This is a genomic window from Bifidobacterium aerophilum (assembly GCF_010667685.1).
GTDB lineage: Bacteria > Actinomycetota > Actinomycetes > Actinomycetales > Bifidobacteriaceae > Bifidobacterium > Bifidobacterium aerophilum.
Genome location: NZ_WHZW01000006.1, coordinates 23,365 through 41,590, shown reverse-complemented (window position 1 = coordinate 41,590; position 18,226 = coordinate 23,365). Strand labels below are relative to the sequence as shown.

Here is an 18,226-nt window from a genome sequence, read left to right as displayed (position 1 = left end):
ACTGCCTCAAGGTTTACGGATTGCACCTCACATGTGGTACCGCGTGGCGTTGTACATGGCCCTCACCAGCGATTCGCGCCACTTCGACCAGCCATACTGCTTGGTGATCTGCTCGCCCGCGGTCGCCCCGAGCGACGATCCGTCGGCACGGGTCAGATCGAACAGCATGTCGAGCAGCACCGGATCATGGTCAAGCCGTCCGGCCAGGTCATCGCCCACCGCCGGATCATTGGGGTTGCGTCCGGTCGCGAATTCGGACAGCGTCAGGTGCTCCCGCACGAGCAGCGTGGCCCAGCGTACGATGGCGGGCGAGAATCCCATACGCTTCAAAATCACCGGCACATGCTTCGCGCCTTCGGCCGCATGATCGGTCACGAACGGCCGCTTGCCGATGTCGTGCAGCAGGCCGGCCAGCAGCAACGCCGTGTAATGATCGTCGTCATACCGCTCGCCGGGCGCCGCGGACGATTCGCGCGTCAGTCGCGTCACCACCTCGATGCTGTGACGGTCGATCGTATACCGATGCGCGGCGGACGCGCTCGGACGGTTGCGGATACCCAGCCATTCGGGGATCCATCGCCCCGGGATGTCGACGAAATCGATCTCGTCCCACACGTCGAGCAGCGCCGGCCCCGATGCGAGAAGCCGCACGAACAGATCGCGCGACTCGTCGTTCCACACCGAATCGCGGATCGGGCACCTCCTGAGGTTCGTCAGCGTGGCCGGGTTGATCGGCAGCTCGAATTCCGCCGCCGCCACGGCCGCACGCAACGCCAGCGCCGCATCCCGCGACGGATCCGCCCCCGGCGCGAGCACCACCTCGCGTTCGTGAGACACCACCCCCGGCGCGAGCACCTCGAACGTCGGAGCCTCTCGTTTGCCGCCGGCGCGCGGGTTCATCATTTGGAAGAACGAGAATCTGGGCTTGTCATGCGTGAGCGAATGCCCGGCGCGCGAGGCCGTCGAATCGAGCGAGAACGCGATCGTGCGGCCGAGACGCGCGAGCCTGGTCTGCAGGTCCTCGACGGATTTCGCCTCGCGTTCCCCTTCGGGCAGGGTCGGATCCGCGAAGCCGAGCATGGCGGCGACCTTGGCCTGATACGGCGGCAACAGCAGGTTCGTGTCCTTGTTCGCGACCAGGTGGATGCAGTCGCGCACGTCGAGCAGCGCCTCGACGGCCGCGTCGTATGCGCCGTGCGGGCGGTCGGCGAGCCATGATGCGGCGAGCGCGGACACGAGTACGGAGTCGCGCAGTCCGCCGCGCGCCTCCTTGATGTCGGGCTGGTTGAGGTATGGCAGCCTACCGAATTCGGTCAGTCGTTTCTCGGCGGATTCGAGCAGTTCGGGCAGGCGCTTGCGCGCGGCCTTGCGCCACCGTTCAAGGATGGATGCGGCCGTGGCGGCGATCAGTCCGGTGTCGCCGGCGAGCGGCAGCACGTCGAGCCATCCCATTGCGGCGGGCAGGTCCTTGTCGGTGACCGCCTCGCACTGCTGGCGCGTGCGTACGGAGTGGTCGAGGTCGAGTCCGGAATCCCACATCGGATACCAGATCTTGTTGGCGAGTTCGTTGAGCTGGGCGTCGCTGACGGCGTGCGGCTCGTAGATGATGACGAGGTCGATGTCGGATGACGGTCCGATCTGGCCGCGTGCGAGCGAACCGACCGCGGCGAGTCCGATGCCGGTTGACGGCACGTCGAAGGAGACGCCGGCTACCGCTTCGGACCACAGTTGCCGCAAGGCACTGACCGCCAGTTCGGTGCGCGCCTTGCGTTTGGCTGCACCGTCACGGTAGATGCCGTCGTCGTCGGGCCGGCTGAGATCCATGAACCGTGCCTTGAGTTTGTCGACCGCCGAAGCCATTGCCGCTTCCTTCCGAAAATGGTGTGATAATAACTGACTCGCATCTTCTGGATGCTCTCCCTGATAGGGGGATGCTCATTGCTCTACTGCTGCGACCTGATGCGTTATGCTGCTCCCCCTGCCAGGGGGAGCTGTCACCGCAGGTGACTGAGGGAGTCAGACGCCAACGCCCCAGACCCCCTCAGCCTCGCTTTGCTCGACAGCTCCCCCTGCCAGGGGGAGCAGGCCTGACGCGAGAACAGCCCCCGCCAAGGAGCCGGGTACGAAACGAAAAATCCCCGCACGGCGTGACGCTGCGTGCGGGGATCTGTCTTACTGATGCCCGAACCGGACGAACGCTCGGCCCGGGAGTCTGTTAGATCGCGGCGGAACCGGTCTCGCCGGTACGCACGCGGGTCACGGAGTCAAGCGGCGCGACCCAGACCTTGCCGTCGCCGATGGTGCCGGAGCCGGCGGACTTGACGATCACGTCGACCAGGGTTTCGGCATCGGCGTCGTCGGACAGGACTTCGATGCGGATCTTCGGGATCAGGTCCACGGTGTATTCGGCACCGCGGTAGACCTCGGTGTGTCCGCGCTGGCGGCCGTATCCGTTGGCTTCCGAGACGGTCAGGCCGTGCACGCCGGCTGCGGCGAGCGCTTCCTTGACATCGTCGAGCTTATGGGGCTGGATGATAGCGGTGATGAGCTTCATCTCACCTCACCTCCTTGAGAACAGAGCTGGCGGTTCCAGCAAAATCGTACGCGCGTTCGCCCTGATCGGCGAGGTCGATTCCACCGACCTCCTGGGCTTCGGTGACGCGCCAGCCGATGGTCTTCTCGAGCGCGAAGGCGATGATCGCGGTGATCACGCCGGAGTAGAGGATCGCGACGAGGGCGATGACGATCTGCACGACGAGCTGCTTCCAGTCGCCGCCGGCCAGCAGGCCGGTGCCTTCGCCGAAGAAGCCGATGAGGACGGTGCCGGTCAGACCGCCGACGCCGTGCACGCCAACCACGTCAAGGGAGTCGTCGTAGCCGAGCTTGAACTTGAGGCCGCAGGCGAGGCAGGTCAGGATGCCGACGATCGCGCCAAGCACGATGGCCCACAGCGGGGAGACGACATCGGCGGCCGGAGTGATGCCGACGAGGCCGGCGACCATACCGGAGGCCGCGCCCATGGCGGTGTAGTGTCCGGTGCGGATCTTCTCGGTGAAGCCCCAGGAGAGCATGGCGGCCGCGGCTGCGGCAGTGGTGGACACCCAGGCGTAGCCGGCGGTGCCGTTGGCGCCGAACGCGGAACCTGCGTTGAAGCCGAACCAGCCGAACCACAGCAGGAAGGCGCCGAGCATGACGAACGGGACGTTGTGCGGGCGGATCGGCTGCGTGCCGAAGCCCTTGCGCTTGCCGATGATGAGGACGATGATCAGCGCGGCGACTGCGGCGTTGATGTGGACGACGGTGCCGCCTGCGAAGTCGTGCGCGGCGGCGCCGATGGCCTGGGAGATCGCGCCGGTGCCGGACAGCAGACCGCCGTTCCACACCATGTGCGCCATCGGGGCGTAGTCGAACGTGATCCACAGGGCGACGAAGATCATCCAGGTGCTGTACTTGACGCGTTCGGCGATGGCGCCGCAGATCAGGCCCACGGTGATCATCGCGAACGTGGTCTGGAAGGCGACGTCGATGCTGCCCGGGTAGTTGCCGTCGGTCTTGACGGCGGTGAAGACGCCGTCCTGCGCGACCATCGAATCCTTGAGCAGGAAACCGGTGGCCGGGTCACCGAAGATTCCGCCGATCGAAGTGCCGGCGTACGCGATCGACCAGCCCCACAGGGTCCAGATGATCGCGGTGACCGACAGCGCGGCGGCCTCCAGCATCAGCATGTTCAGCACGGCCTTGGCACGAACCATGCCGCCATAGAAGAACGCCACACCCGGCGTCATGAGGAAAACCAGGGACGCGGATGTCAACATCCATGCAGCATTTCCGGTGTCCATGTCAACCTCCCTCTCTTTGTCTTGTCCGCCAGCCCGTTGCACGAACCGAGCGGTCGGGTAACTCTTGCCGTTCCCCTTGTCGGGAAACTCACACATCGTATGGAACGCCGCACGTGTTGTGGAAACGTTACGGAACGTTACGCGCATGTAAAACGAGGGAGGACGGATCGCGGCCGGCGCGCGGGCGTGACCACGTACGGGGACGGCGGATTTTCGCGGATTCGTTCGCGCGGGCGATCCGGCGGATGCCGATGTTACGAAAAAACGTCCGCATCCGATTTCTCGGGTGCGGACGTTTCACTGTGCGGACGTTTACCGTTCTCGGCTCCCGCGGTTGAGAGGGAGCCGAGGCAGCCTTACGCGAGTATGCCGTCGACGAAGCCTTCGGGGTCGAACGGCGCGAGGTCGTCGGGGCCTTCGCCCAGGCCCACGAGCTTGACCGGCACGCCGAGCTCCTTCTGCACGGAGATCACGATGCCGCCTTTGGCCGAGCCGTCGAGCTTGGACAGCACGACGCCGGTGATGCCGATCGCCTCGGCGAACACCTTGGCTTGGGTCATGCCGTTCTGGCCGGTGGTCGCGTCGAGCACGAGCAGCACTTCGTCGACGGGCAGGTTCTTTTCGGTGACGCGGCGGATCTTGCCCAGCTCATCCATCAGGTTGGCCTTGTTCTGCAGGCGACCGGCCGTGTCGATGATGAGCACGTCGGCGTTCGCCTCCTTGGCCTTCGCGCTGGCCTCGAACGCGACGGACGCCGGGTCGGCTCCGTCCTTGTCGGACCGCACGACCGGCACGTTCACCTTCGCGCCCCATGTTTCGAGCTGGTCCGCGGCGGCCGCGCGGAACGTGTCGGCCGCGCCCATGACGACCTGCTTGCCTTCGGCGACGAACAGTCGCGCGAGCTTGCCCGCGGTCGTGGTCTTGCCGGTGCCGTTGACGCCGACCATGATGATGACGGACGGCTTGTTCGCGCCGTCCTTGTCCGCGTTGAGTCGACGGTCGACGTCGCGGCCGACGAGGTCGAGCAGCTTTTCCTTGAGGCTCGCACGGACTTCCGCCGCGTCGGCCTTGCCGGCGATGCGGGCGTCCTTGCGCAGTTCGTCGACCAGCTGTTCGCTGGCCTCGGCGCCGACGTCGGCGAGCAGCAGCGTGTCCTCGACGTCCTCCCAATCGGATTCGGACAGGTTGTCCTTGGTGAGGATGGAGAACAGCGCCTTGCCGAACGGGTTGGAGCTGTTGGCGAGCTTGGCCCTGAGCCGCTGGATGCGCGAGACGGCCGTTTCCGGGGTTTCCGCGGGCTTCGGCGCCGGCTCCGCAACGGCAACCTGCGCAGCCTCGGCCTCTTCCTTCCCTTCCGGGGGGAGGTGGCGAGCAGCGCCGGAGGGGGTCTCATCCGAACCGCCCGAGCTTGATTCCGCGGCCTTTGCACTCTCCGCCACAGCGGCCTGAGCCTTGCGTTCGGCCTCCTTCTCGGCCGCGATCCGGGCGTCGGCACGCGCCTTGGCCTCATCCTCGGCACGCTTGAGCGCGGCCTTGCGCGTGCGGTCGTTCCACACGCCCCACGCGATCAACAACACGGCGATGGCCACGACGGCCACAATGCCGATAATCACATTCGTATCCATGGTTCCAGCCTAAAAACCGCAAGGGACAGGCCGTCGTTACACTGGTGGGCATGGCCAATGCTTCCCGTATGACATCGTTCCAACGCCGCGAACAGCTGATCCAAGTCGGTCGCGCGCTGTTCGCCGCCAAAGGCTTCGAGGCGGTGAGCGTGGAGGAGATCGCCGCCAGCGCGAAGGTGAGCAAGCCGATCGTCTACGAGCATTTCGGCGGCAAGGAAGGCCTGTACGCGGTGATCGTCGACCGCGAGATGCGCGCGCTGACCGGCACGATCACCGCCACGCTGTCCGAGCCGGACGTGCACCCGCGCCAGATCGTGGAAAAGGCCGCGCTGGCGCTGCTCACGTACATCGAGGAGAACGCCGACGGCTTCCAGGTGCTGGTGCGCGATTCGCCGAGCACCGATCCGGCCGGGTCGTTCAGTTCCCTGCTCGGCGACATCTCGCTGCAGGTCGAGGACCTGCTGACGGCCGAGTTCAAGCGGCAGAAGCTGTCGACCAAGGGCGTGCCGTACTATGCGCAGATGCTCGTCGGGATGATCGTGTTCACCGGCCAGTACTGGGCCGACCGGCCGAAGGTGAGCAAGGAGCAGCTCGCCGCGTACATCGTCGATCTCGCGTGGCACGGCCTGTCCAGGCTCGATTCCAAACCGGAGCTGCGCTTCGAAGGCAAGCGCGCGAAGAACCGCCCGGCGCCGGCCGCCGCGCACGCCGATGCGGCGACGTCCACGGAAACGCCGGAATCATCGATGTCGCAGGAAACGTCGCCCGACGGCACGCGGGACGATTCGTCCGACTGACCGTCACCCACGCGACCGACCGGACGGCCGGCTTCTTCGTCCCATCCGGGAACGTCCCCCCCCCCGGCCGCGCATCCGACCGAACGAACGCGTCCCCGCCGCGCCCCTGCCGCATCCCCGCCGCAAACGGTCGTTCATGCCGCGAAACCGGCCGATCATGCGCGATCCTAGCGTCACATAAGACGCTGGTGGTAGGTTATGTGAGGAAACAGGAGAACGCCCGCCGCATGGTGGCGGCGAAAGCGGCACGGCGCACGGCCATGCCATACGGCATCGAGGAGACCATGACCCAGACGGCGAAGCAATCCACGGCAACCCCCACGCTCACGTTCATCGTGCCCGCATACAACATGGAGGAGTATCTCGAGCGTTGCGTCACCTCGCTGCTGCAGGCGTCCGACACGCATGACATCGAGGTCCTCATCGTGGACGACGGCTCGCACGACGCGACCCCGGCCCTCGCCGACACATACGCGAAGCGCTGGCCGGCGAACGTGCGCGCGATCCACCAGCCGAACAAGGGCCACGGCGGCGCGGTCAACACCGGCATCGCCAACGCGCGCGGCGCGTACGTCAAGGTCGTGGACGCGGACGACTGGATCGACTCGCAGTCCATCGACACGATGATGGACACGCTGCGCTCGCAGCTGTCGTCCGACAGCCCGGTCGACATGGTCGTCTCCAACTACGTCTACGACAAGGTCGGCAAACGCCGTCTGCACACGGTCAACTTCCGTCATGCGATGCGCGCGGGCGAGATCCTCACGTGGGACGATCTCGGCCATTTCGGCCTCGCCGAGTACATTCTCATGCACGCGCTCACGTTCCGCACCGAGGTCGTGCGCGCATCCGGCATGGTGCTGCCCGAGCACACGTTCTACGTCGACTTCATCTACGCGTACCAGCCGTTCACCAAGGTGCGCACGATGATCTACCTCGACATGCCGTACTACCACTACTTCATCGGCCGCGAGGGCCAGTCGGTGCAGACCGACGTGATGATCCGCCGCGTCGACCAGCTGCTGACCGTCAACCGCTGCATGCTTGAGGCGACGCCCGAGCCGGGCACGGTGCCCGACGGCCTGTACAAGTACATGATCCATTTCCTGTCGATCGAAAGCTGCGTGGCGTCGGTGTTCCTGATCCTGTCGCGCGATCCGGAGAACTACGAGAAGAAGAAGCGGCTGTGGGCGTCAATCGAGGCGCATTCCCCGGCGATCTACCGCGACGTGCGACGCAAGGTGATGTCGCGCGCGATCAACCTGCCCGGTTCGGTCGGTCGTTGGATCGTCCGCCACGGCTATCTGATCGCCGAGCACGTCGTCGGCTTCAACTGACGGACTGCGGGCGCAGGCGGCAGACGGCGGGCGGGGCCAGTTCCTTTCCTTTTCCGGATTCTGCCCCGCTAAGACCTCCCCTCGCGGGGCAGAGTCCCGATGATTTCCGAGCTTTACCCCGCTGAGACATCTCCTCGCGAGGCCAATTCCCGACGATTTCCGGATCCCGCCCCGCCAAGAGACTGCCTCGCGGGGCAGATCCCGGAAGTCACCGGCATCCGACCCCGCGCACCGTACCGGCGTCCCCTGTGCATGGCACCACCATCCCAGTGGCGGTTTCCGCTCGCTGAGGGTATGGTGAGCGAGAGAAAACCGCCACGCATACCGCCAAAGAGGGAGACGCCCATGCAGTTCACCTGCGCAGGAACCACCGTGCTGTTCGATGAGGAGACGCTGCGGTTCACGTTCCGCCGCGACGACGCCGAATGGTCATGGCGCGAAGGCTTCGTGCCGACGATCGCGACGGACCATGGCACGTTCGCGTTCACGGACGCGACCGCCGTCACGCACGAACACCGCACGACCGGCACCGGCGAAGGCGTGCGCAGCACCTACCGCGGATTCGGCGACGCCGCCGATTTCGCCTTCTCCACCTACGTATGGGCCGAAAAGGCGTCCGGCGACGTGATCTTCGAATGGATCCCGCTCGACGAAAGCGGTCTGACCGTGACCCGCATGGACTGGCCCGGCGAGATGGCCTTCGACGGCGCGGACGGCCGCGACGAAACGCTCATCACCCACGAGCAGGGCGTGCTGATCCCCAACGACTGGCCGACCGCTGTCAGCTCCGCGCACGGCGACATCTCCTTCGACGGACGTTTCGAGACGGCGGGCGGCTACATGCCGTGGTACGCGCAGATCCGCGGCGGTCAGCCGAACCACCCCGGATACGTCGCGATCTGCGAGACTCCGTGGAACGCCGGATACACGATCGAGCATCCGGCCGGCGGCATCGACGCGACGAACGGCAAGACTGACGGCGAGCATGTCGGCACGCGCATCGGCATGTGGTTCGAGCCGAGCCTGGGCCGCATGGACTACCGCCGCATCGTGCGGTACCGCTTCCTCGCGAACACCGATCACACGGCCGCCGCGAAGGCGTACCGCGCGTACGTCAACGAGCGCGGACGGCTGCGCACGCTGGCCGAGAAGGCGGCACGCAACCCGTCCATCAAGCGGCTCATCGGCGCCTCGTGGGTGCATGTCGGCATCAAGACCGTCGTCCAGCCGGATTCGTCGTTCTTCGACCCGGCCGATCCGGAGAAGAACAACAAGCTGACCACGTTCGCCGCGCGCGAGCGGCAGATCGACACGCTGCACGAGCTCGGCGCGGGCCGCATCTACCTGCATCTCGACGGCTGGGCGGAGCCGGGCTACGACAACGGCCATCCCGACTACCTGCCCGCGTGCGAGGAGGCCGGCGGCTGGGCCGGCATGAAGTCGCTGGTGGACGACTGCCACCGTCACGGCGACCTGTTCGGCACGCACGACCAGTACCGCGACTACTACTTCGCGGCACCCACGTTCGACCGCGACAACGCGGTGCGTCTGACCGACGGCACGAACCCGGAGCATTCGCGCTGGGCCGGCGGCCATCAGACGTACCTGTGCGCCGAGCTCGCGCCCGACTACGTGCGCCGCAACTTCGGCGAGATCGCCGCGCACGGCGTCGAGCTCGACTGCGCCTACCTCGACGTGTTCACCTGCAACGAGGGTGACGAATGCGCGAACCCGGAGCATCGCATGAGCCGCCGCGACTGCTACGCCAAGCGCGCCGAATGCTTCGAATACCTGCTCTCGCATGGCATCCTGTCGAGTTCCGAGGAGGTGTCGGACTGGGCGGTGCCGAGCCTGGTGTTCTGCCATTACGCGCCGTACGACTTCCAGATGCGCGACCCGTCCGCGCCGCGTCAGGGCGTGCCGGTGCCGCTGTACAACCTCGTGTATCACGACTGCGTGGTCGAGCCGTGGATGATGGACCGCGTGATCGGCGGCGACGACTACATGCTGTACGCGCTGCTCAACGGAGGCGCGCCGTACCTGGTGCGCGACCCCGCGTACGCCGGCGTGGACGGCGACATGGACGAGGCGCAGCGCGCGAAGGCCGAGGACGACATCGAACGGTGCAACATGGTCGCCGCGCTGCACGAGAAGGTCGCCATGAGCGAGCTCGTGCGGCATGATTTCGTCGACGGGGATCCGCTGGTGCAGCGTTCGACGTTCGCCGACGGCACGGTCGTCACCTGCGATTTCCACGCGCAGACGTACACGGTGGACTCGGCGGCCGCGGCGGCGTGACGCCGGCCGTTACTGTGCGCAAACCAACGCAATCGGCCCCTTCTCCGTTGGTTTGCGCACAATACGGGCAATAATGCACATGGTCGCAGGCCAGCAGCGCCGCCGATAACGGTCTATAGGCAATTCATATAGCCACACCGTCCACGTTATGTTCTCTGTGGGCTAAGGTGGGCGGCGTCGACGTACTATCGACTGGTTTTGTCGTACCCGGAAACGGTCGACGACAGAGATGACCGAGGTCCGCCACGCCACGCGCGGCCGGCAGGACAGGGAGGACGACATGATCGAGATCAGGGGCGTGAGGAAAAGCTTCGGCGGCACCACCGTGCTGGACGGAGTCGATCTTGACATCCCGCGCAGGAACGTGGTGACCGTGATCGGCCCGTCCGGCTCCGGCAAGTCCACGCTGCTGCGCATCCTCGACTTCCTCGAACACGCGGACGCCGGCACCATCGACTTCGGCGACGGCGCGGTGGACCTGACCTCGACCAAGTCGGCAGACATCCGCAAGGTCCGTTCGAAGATCGGCTTCGTGTTCCAGAACTACAACCTGTTCCTGAACAAGACCGCGTTGCAGAACGTGGCCGAGGGACTGATCTACGCGAAGGGCGTCAAGGCCGACGAGGCGAAGCGGATCGCACGCGAACAGCTCGACCGTGTCGGCCTCGCCGATTTCGCGGACCGCTATCCGAGCACGCTGTCCGGCGGCCAGCAGCAGCGCGTGGGCATCGCCCGCGCCGTCGCGCTCAACCCGGAACTGCTCGTGCTCGACGAACCGACGTCGGCGCTTGACCCGGAGATGGTCAACGGCGTGCTGGAGGTCATCAGGCAGCTCGGCTCCGACGGCATGACGATGCTCATGGTCACCCATGAGATGCGCTTCGCCCGCGAGGCATCCGACAAGGTCGTGTTCGTCGAGGGCGGTTCGGTCGTCGAGCAGGGTTCGCCGGAACGGATCTTCGAGCATCCCGAGCAGGAGCGCACCCGCGAGTTCCTGTCGTCCTCGAATAACGTGCTGATCGTTCCCGCCGCCGGATCGGCGGGCGCTTCATCCTGATCGCCGATCCGACGTGAACGGCGATCGGATCTGATCACTGTTCACGGTTTCGACACGACGACACCAGATCGACACAACGTCATCATCATTCCCACATATGTATCACCACTGATCAAGACACGGTAACCAAGAAGAGAGGGTTTTCATCATGTCTCAGCATCACGGCATCATCCGCAAGGCCATCGCGCTGGCCGCGGCAGCGGCAGCGCTCGTCTCGCTCGCGGCGTGCGGCTCGTCCACGTCCGGCTCCGGCTCGACCGGTTCGTCCGACGCGTCCGCGCTGGAGCAGGTCAAGTCCGCCGGCAAGATCGTGTTCGCCACCGAAGGCACCTACGCGCCGTTCAGCTACCACGATTCCAGCACGAACGAGCTGACCGGCTACGACGTCGAGGTCGCCAAGGCCATCGCCAAGGAGATCGGCGTCAAGGCCGAGTTCGCCGAGGGCAGCTTCGACTCGCTGCTCGCCGGCGTGGACGCCAAGAAGTACGACACGGTCGCCGACCAGATCAGCGCCACCGACGAGCGCAAGCAGAAGTACGACTTCTCCGACGCCTACACCTACTCGTACGGCGTGGTCGTCACCACCAAGGACAACCCGAAGGGCGTCTCCTCGTTCGACGACGTCAAGGGACTGAACGCCGCCGAGACCGGCACGAGCAACTGGAACAAGACCGCCCAGGAGAAGGGCGCGACGATCGTGCAGGTCAACGACTTCGGCCAGGCCGTCGAGGCGCTGCAGTCCGGCCGTGCCGACGTGACCCTCAACGACGGTCTCGCCGTGCTCGACTACCTCAAGCAGAAGCCGGACGCGAACATCAAGATCGCCGCGAAGTCCGAGAAGACCCCGGCCGCGCAGCTGCCGTTCCGCAAGGGCAGCGACGACCTGGTCAAGGCCGTCAACGACGCGATCGCCAAGCTGCAGAAGGACGGCACGCTCAAGTCGATCTCCGAAAAGTACTTCGGCGAGGACTTCTCCACCGCCGACTGACGAACGGCCGTCGGCCGGCATGGCTTCCGCACACGCCACAAGCACACAGTTTCCGCACAACTAGGCAAAGGACGACACCATGGACGCACGGGTATGGGGAATCGTCATCGATTCCTTCACGAAACTGATCATTCCCGGACTGACCGTGACCATTCCGCTCACGCTGGTCTCGTTCGCGATCGGCCTGCTGCTGGCCATCGTCACGGCGCTCGTGCGCGTGGCGAAGGTCCCGGTGGCCTCGCAGATCGCCTGGCTGTACGTGTGGGTGTTCCGCGGCACGCCGCTGCTGGTGCAGCTGTTCGTGATCTTCTTCGGCCTGCCGTCGATCGGCGTCACGATCCCCGCGCTGCCATCCGCCGTGATCGCGTTCTCGCTCAACGTGGGCGCCTACGCGGCCGAGACGCTGCGCGGCGCGATCCTCGCCGTGCCCAGGGGCCAGCTGGAGGCCGGCGAGGCGGTGAACATGCCGTACGTGACGATCATGCGGCGCATCATCCTGCCGCAGGCGTTCCGCTCCGCGTTCCCGGCGCTGTTCAACACGTTCATCGGGCTGGTCAAGGACACGTCGCTGGCCGCGAACATCACCGTCGTGGAGATGTTCATGGCCGCGCAGCGCGTCGTCGCGGTCTACTACGAGCCGCTCGCGCTGTACATCGAGGTCGGTCTGATCTACCTGCTGTTCTGCACAGTGCTCACCTGGCTGCAGGGCTACTGCGAGAGGCAGCTGGCCAAACATTTCTGATCGTTTCCGATCAGGACCGACAGCCAATCGTTCACATTGCGTGAAGGCCGCATCCCCGGCATTGTCCGGCGGATGCGGCCTTTGTCATACGCGGCGCATGCGTCATACGGAGCAAAACGTCAGCGTCGTCGCTGGCACGGCCGCCGATTCACGCAACGGCCGGACGGAACGAGTCGCGGCAATCAAGTCCCGCACATGACCGTACGGTAACGCGCGCACCCGAATAACGTCGTATAGGCAACGCGTATAGCCACGCCGCAGCCGCCGCTCGGCGCATCGGCTAGGGTCGTTCGTATCGCAGGACAGCACCGCATTCGTTCGCAAGGAGAGACCATGGCCCGTTACGGATTCGACACCCAGCTCGTGCACGGCACGCGCGTGTACGACGACCCCGCCAACCCGGTGAACCCGCCGGTGTACACGGCGAGCACGTTCGCGTTCCCGACGGCCGATTCGTCGCCGCAGTGGGATTACGCGCGTTCCGGCAATCCGACCCGCCAGTTCGTCGAAACGCAGATCGCGCGTCTCGAAACCGCCGGATTGGACGAGGACGCCGTCGCCGACGTGCGTTCGTTCGCGTTCGCGTCCGGACTGGCCGCGATCCATGCGATCCTGTCCACGTTCGCGCCGGGGGACGTGATCGTGGCAGACAAGACCGTGTACGGCGGCACGTACTCGCAGCTGCAGGATCATTTCACGCGCTGGGGCATCGTCGTGCGTCTGGTCGATTTCGACGACGTTGACGGCGTGGAACGCGCGGTCGCCGGAACCGGCGAGTTCGCGGGCGCGGACGGAGCGGACGGAGCGGTTGCGAAGGCCGTGTATTTCGAGGCGCTCACCAATCCGCTGCTCGCGTTGCACGACGTGGCCGCGGTCAGCGAGATCGCCCACCGTCACGGCGCGATCTCGATCGTCGACAACACGTTCCTGACGCCGTATCTGCTGCGTCCGCTGGAGTTCGGCGCGGACGTCGTGCTGCATTCGGCGACCAAGTATCTTGGCGGCCACTCCAACGTGATCGCCGGTCTGGCGACCGTGCGCGGCAAGGATCTCGCCGACCGCGTGTACTTCGCGCAGAACCGTCTGGGCGGCATCCTGTCGCCGCGCGACTGCGAGGTGCTGCGCACCGGCATCCAGACGCTGGCGCTGCGTCTCGACCGCCAGAGCGCCAGCGCCGAGATCGTGGCCCGCACGCTGGCCGATGACGATCGCGTCAAGACCGTGAACTATCCGTCGCTGGCCGAGGCCGGTTCTCCGACCGCCGAGGCCGCGCGCACGCTGGGCGTCACGGCGTTCGGCGGCGTGCTCTCGTTTGAGGTGGCGGACGGCATCGACCCGCTGGCCGTGCTCGACGGCCTGCACCTGTTCACCCGTGCGGTGAGCCTGGGTGCGGTGGAAAGCCTGGCCGAATACCCGGCGCGCATGACGCATTTCGAGATTCCGAAGCCGCAGCGTCTCGAGTTCGGCATCACGGACGAGCTGCTGCGTCTGTCGGTCGGCATCGAGAACGTGGACGACCTGCTGGCGGACCTGCGTCAGGCGCTCGACGCGGCGGCGAAGTGATCGGACCGTCGACCATCCGGCCGTTTCCTCAGGCAGCGAACATCGCTGTGTCCGTCCCGAACACGCCTCGCGAATCGACTACAATCAGGCAACACAAACGAAAGGGGCAACACATGACCAACAGCAACATTGACGTGTACGGCGCCGACTGGTGCGGCGATTGCAAGCGTGCGAAGGCCGCTCTGGAACGCTTCGGTGCGGCGTATACGTGGCACAACATCGAGACCGAGGACGGCGCGGCCGACCGTGCCGTCGAGATCAGCGGCCAGAAGCATATCCCGGTCGTGCAGTATGGCGACGGCGCGTTCCAGGTCGAACCGTCCGCGACCGACATCGAGAACAAGCTCAAGGAGCTCGGTCTGCTCGCCGCGTGACGCGGGTGGCGAGATAGCGTCACGAGATAGCGTACGGCGCGTGACCGTTTCGCGATGCCGCCGGTTTTCCGGCGTTCGCAAGGTGGTCACGCGCCGTTTCGTTAGCGTTCTCATGAAATTCTCAGGGAACACACACGACTTCCTAAAGTAAGAGGGGTTAACTATATTTCAGGTCGCAAGGCCGATATAATTGAATCCCTTCTCTCTCTTCTTTCTCTTCTCTGTAAGCCCGGTCGCAAGACCGGGCTTTCTGCTTTCCTGTCTGGTCTCGGCCGTCTTGGCGTCGGCGCCGAGACAACTACCGATCAGCAGTTCAGCACCGCATCCCCGCGCGTGACGCCCAAGCGTCCACGTAAAGGAAAAAGCCCGGCCGGGGAGGCCGGGCTTGATGAGAGAAGGAAGAAGAAAGAAGAAAGGATTTTCAGTTATAAGGTGCGGCCTTGCGGCCGTGACTCCATATAACCGCCCCAACTTCAACGCAACGTTCCCATTACCTGAAAAACCCATGAGCAACCGGCGAGAATACCCCGCGGAATCAGGATGCCGGCGTTCGACCATTGTTCTACTGATGAATTTGCAAGAGTTCTACTGATGAAATATCATTAGTTCTATTGATGAATCTGCAAGCATGCTGCTGATGAATCCGCAAAGGAAGGCACGATGATACCGAGAACCTTGGCCGAACAGATCCCTTCCATGCTGTCCTGGTTCCCGGTCGTATCGATTACGGGTCCCCGTCAGAGCGGCAAGTCCACCCTGGTCAGAACGCTGCTGCCCGATTACGAATACGTCAATCTCGAAGACGAGACAACGCGGCTCAGTGCGCTGAACGATCCGGTCGGGTTCATCCGATCCCACAACGATCGGCTCATCATCGATGAGGCCCAGTATGCGCCCGGATTGTTTTCCCAGATCCAAGTTGCCGCGGACGACCGGAAGACGATGGGCCAGTACGTGCTGTCCGGATCACAGAATTTCCTGATGGAGAAACGGATCGGACAGTCCCTGGCCGGCCGCGTCGGCATGCTGCAGCTGCTGCCGCTGTCCTATCAGGAGGCGGCATCGTCGCAGGAGGATTTCGACATCGACGACTTCATGTTCCACGGCGGCTATCCTCATCTCTACGACGTTCCGACCCCGAACGACGTGTATTTCCGCGACTATGTGGCAACGTATGTGAAACGGGATGTTGCGGACTATCTCGACGTGCGCAATCTGTCCGATTTCAATACGTTCATCCGTTTGTGCGCAGAGAACGCCGGCGCCATGCTGAATCTCAGCGCACTGGCAAGGGATACGGGGATATCGTTCAATACCGCAAAGGGATGGCTCTCCATATTGGAGGCGAGCTTCATCGTGTTCAGATTGCAACCGTATTCCACCAATTCGCGCAAGCGTCTTACCAAAACGCCCAAACTGTACTTCTACGACAACGGCCTGCTCAACTATCTGCTGGGCATCCGTTCCGCCCGAGAATTGCAGGACGATCCCAAACGCGGGGATATCTTCGAGAACCTGATCGTCTCCGAAACCGTGAAACGGTATGCGAACGCGAACAGGGAGGCCGATCTGTGCTTCTACCGGGACTCCGCACAGGCCGAGATTGATCTGATGGACCTGACACGGCGCCGCTCTCCAGAACTTATCGAGGTCAAGTCCGGAATGACGCCACGACCCGACTTTTTCAAACATCTCGCGACCATCGGAGAAGACCTGAACGTGCCTCCCGAACGACGCACGGTGGTCTATCGCGGAACGGAAACGTTCTCCACCAAAAATGGACGATACGTCACCGCAGAAGACTATCTGCGCAACGCATAGAGATACACTCGCCGCTCACCGACAACGTCATCGTCGATTTCGCCGGCGGAGGAGACTCGATCAAAGGTACCAGGCAAAGAAAAAGCCCGGCTGGGGAGGCCGGGCTTGATGAGAGAAGGAAGAAGAAAGAAGAAAGGATTTTCAGTTATAAGGTGCGGCCTTGCGGCCGTGACTCCATATAACCGCCCCAACTTCAACGCAACGTTCCCATTACCTGAAAAACCCATGAGCAACCGGCAGGAATTGCATGACAACCGGGAATTCGCCGAAGCCCCGACAGCCTCCGCCTGCCTTCCCCTCGCATTCCCGCAACGCCGATTTGGATTGTCTGACGGAAGTGTGTATCTTGGTGCTGTTGCCCCTCTAGCTCAACGGTTAGAGCAGCGTCCTTTTAAGTCGTGGGTTGTGGGTTCGAATCCCACGGGGGGCACCGCAAAGCCCTTGGAATCATTGAGATTCCAAGGGCTTCGTCATATCCACCGACCATTGGGCGAACGCATTTCGGGCAACATTGACACACGGGCCGCCCGTCACAGCCACAACGGACATGCTGTCCTGGGACGGACCCGGGAAAGGCCCGTCACTCGCCGTCAACGACGGGGAGCCAGTCGGCGTAGCCTTCGGCGGCCATGCGCGAGCGTGGCACGAACCGCAGCGCGGCGGAGTTCATGCAGTAGCGCAGGCCGCCGCGGTCGGCGGGGCCATCGGTGAACACATGGCCGAGATGCAGCTGCGTTTCGGCGGTGCGCACCTCGATGCGGTCGCGGCCGGGGATGCGATGGTCCTCATGCTCGGTGAGCGATTCCGCATCGATCGGCTTGCTGAACGCCGGCCAGCCGCATCCGGAGTCGAACTTGTCTCGCGACGAGAACAGCGGCTTGCCGCTGACGATGTCCACGTAGATTCCCGGCTCGAATTCGTGATCATATTCGTTCACGAATGGTCGTTCGGTGGCGGCGAGCTGGGTGACCGCGAACTGTTCGAGCGTCAGATCCCAGATCTTCTCGACGTACTTTTGCCGGTTCTTCACGTTCATGATCGCCGCGATCGGAATGTGACAGTATCCGCCGGGATTGTTGATCAGATAGTCCTGGTGCCGGTCCTCCGCCGGGTAGAAATTGCGCAACGGTTCGATGAGCACGGCCGGACGCTGCGGCTGACGGTCGACGAGCTGTTCGAGCGCGGCGATGTACGCGGCCCGCTGCGACTCGTCCGTGTACCACATGCCGGTACGGTACTGTCGACCGCGATCCTCGCCCTGTTGATCGACGGAGAACGGGTCGATGACTTCAAGGAACAGCAGCGACAGCGTGCGCAGGGTGACTCGGTCCGGATCGAACACGACCTTCACGGTTTCGGCCGCATCCGTCACGCCTGAGCAGACCTGTTCATACGTGGGCGATTCCGTCTGGGATTGAGCATATCCGACCGTTGTGTCGGTCACACCGTCCACGTTCTGGAAATACCGTTCCAGACCCCAGAAACATCCCCCGGCGAAATACGCCGTCTGCGTCGCGCGTTCACTCATGTGGCTTACGTTACCCCACACTCCGTATCGCCGCGTGGCAGAAAGCGCTCGCTCTCCACTCGTTCAGTGAGCATTATCCGCCGCGAGACGACGATGTGATTTATCTGACATTTCAGATCCCAGCGCCACGCCAAACCGCCGTCCCCTCCTACGACACGCTTACTGCCGACACGATTCCAAACACTACATCTAGTGTCACAGCACTCGACACGCCACAAGAACTAGTGGTCACGAAGGAAACATGTGGTTGTACTATT

The 18,226-nt window shown here is 64.1% G+C and carries 15 protein-coding genes and 1 tRNA gene; 10 read left to right on the top strand and 6 right to left on the bottom strand.

The annotated features are described in order from the left end of the window. Positions 1-27: 27 nt before the first annotated feature. The 4 genes from GFD25_RS03500 to ftsY all read right to left on the bottom strand — a co-directional run bounded on the left by GFD25_RS03500 (position 28) and on the right by ftsY (position 5,464). Positions 28-1,860, bottom strand: coding sequence for a [protein-PII] uridylyltransferase family protein (locus GFD25_RS03500; RefSeq protein WP_163230040.1), 1,833 nt, complete (start codon positions 1,858-1,860; stop codon positions 28-30). A gap of 355 nt (positions 1,861-2,215) precedes the next feature. Then, entirely contained in the window at positions 2,216-2,554 is a 339-nt protein-coding gene (locus tag GFD25_RS03495; RefSeq protein WP_152357965.1) for a P-II family nitrogen regulator, read from the bottom strand. 1 nt (position 2,555) lies between these two features. Further along, entirely contained in the window at positions 2,556-3,839 is a 1,284-nt protein-coding gene (locus GFD25_RS03490; RefSeq protein WP_163230039.1) for an ammonium transporter, read from the bottom strand. Positions 3,840-4,195: 356 nt separating this feature from the next. Then, entirely contained in the window at positions 4,196-5,464 is a 1,269-nt protein-coding gene (gene ftsY / locus GFD25_RS03485) for a signal recognition particle-docking protein FtsY (protein ID WP_163230038.1), read from the bottom strand. 68 nt (positions 5,465-5,532) lie between these two features. On the opposite strand from ftsY, the gene GFD25_RS03480 reads away from it, so the two are divergent. From GFD25_RS03480 to GFD25_RS03445, 8 genes are all read left to right on the top strand, one after another. Beyond that, complete coding sequence (locus GFD25_RS03480) at positions 5,533-6,261, top strand: TetR family transcriptional regulator (protein WP_204314761.1); 729 nt, start codon at positions 5,533-5,535, stop codon at positions 6,259-6,261. Positions 6,262-6,545: 284 nt separating this feature from the next. Beyond that, the gene (locus GFD25_RS03475; protein ID WP_163230142.1) at positions 6,546-7,598 is read left to right on the top strand and encodes a glycosyltransferase family 2 protein; all 1,053 of its coding nucleotides are present in this window, start codon (positions 6,546-6,548) and stop codon (positions 7,596-7,598) included. Between the two features lie 345 nt (positions 7,599-7,943). Continuing rightward, a complete protein-coding gene (locus GFD25_RS03470) occupies positions 7,944-9,896 on the top strand; it encodes a DUF5696 domain-containing protein (RefSeq protein ID WP_163230036.1) in 1,953 nt (650 codons plus the stop codon). Between the two features lie 280 nt (positions 9,897-10,176). Continuing rightward, entirely contained in the window at positions 10,177-10,953 is a 777-nt protein-coding gene (locus GFD25_RS03465) for an amino acid ABC transporter ATP-binding protein (RefSeq protein WP_163230035.1), read from the top strand. A gap of 148 nt (positions 10,954-11,101) precedes the next feature. Next, positions 11,102-11,941, top strand: a complete 840-nt coding sequence (locus tag GFD25_RS03460; RefSeq protein ID WP_163230034.1) for a transporter substrate-binding domain-containing protein — start codon at positions 11,102-11,104, stop codon at positions 11,939-11,941. A gap of 79 nt (positions 11,942-12,020) precedes the next feature. Beyond that, the gene (locus GFD25_RS03455) at positions 12,021-12,683 is read left to right on the top strand and encodes an amino acid ABC transporter permease (protein ID WP_163230033.1); all 663 of its coding nucleotides are present in this window, start codon (positions 12,021-12,023) and stop codon (positions 12,681-12,683) included. Between the two features lie 333 nt (positions 12,684-13,016). After that, positions 13,017-14,246, top strand: a complete 1,230-nt coding sequence (locus tag GFD25_RS03450) for a trans-sulfuration enzyme family protein (protein ID WP_163230032.1) — start codon at positions 13,017-13,019, stop codon at positions 14,244-14,246. Between the two features lie 113 nt (positions 14,247-14,359). After that, entirely contained in the window at positions 14,360-14,620 is a 261-nt protein-coding gene (locus tag GFD25_RS03445; RefSeq protein WP_163230030.1) for a mycoredoxin, read from the top strand. Between the two features lie 168 nt (positions 14,621-14,788). Here GFD25_RS03445 and GFD25_RS03440 read toward each other — a convergent pair whose 3' ends face one another. After that, positions 14,789-15,178, bottom strand: coding sequence for a hypothetical protein (locus tag GFD25_RS03440; protein ID WP_163230028.1), 390 nt, complete (start codon positions 15,176-15,178; stop codon positions 14,789-14,791). Positions 15,179-15,280: 102 nt separating this feature from the next. Here GFD25_RS03440 and GFD25_RS03435 point away from each other — a divergent pair, with 102 nt between their 5' ends. Beyond that, entirely contained in the window at positions 15,281-16,441 is a 1,161-nt protein-coding gene (locus tag GFD25_RS03435; protein ID WP_163230026.1) for an ATP-binding protein, read from the top strand. A 357-nt stretch (positions 16,442-16,798) separates the two neighbouring features. Next, positions 16,799-16,871 (top strand) — tRNA-Lys (locus GFD25_RS03430). Between the two features lie 150 nt (positions 16,872-17,021). On the opposite strand, the gene msrA is transcribed toward GFD25_RS03430, so the two are convergent. Continuing rightward, positions 17,022-17,969 carry a peptide-methionine (S)-S-oxide reductase MsrA gene (gene msrA / locus GFD25_RS03425; protein ID WP_163230024.1) on the bottom strand — a complete coding sequence of 316 codons (948 nt, stop codon included), beginning with the start codon at positions 17,967-17,969 and terminating at the stop codon, positions 17,022-17,024. Between the last annotated feature and the right edge of the window lie 257 nt (positions 17,970-18,226).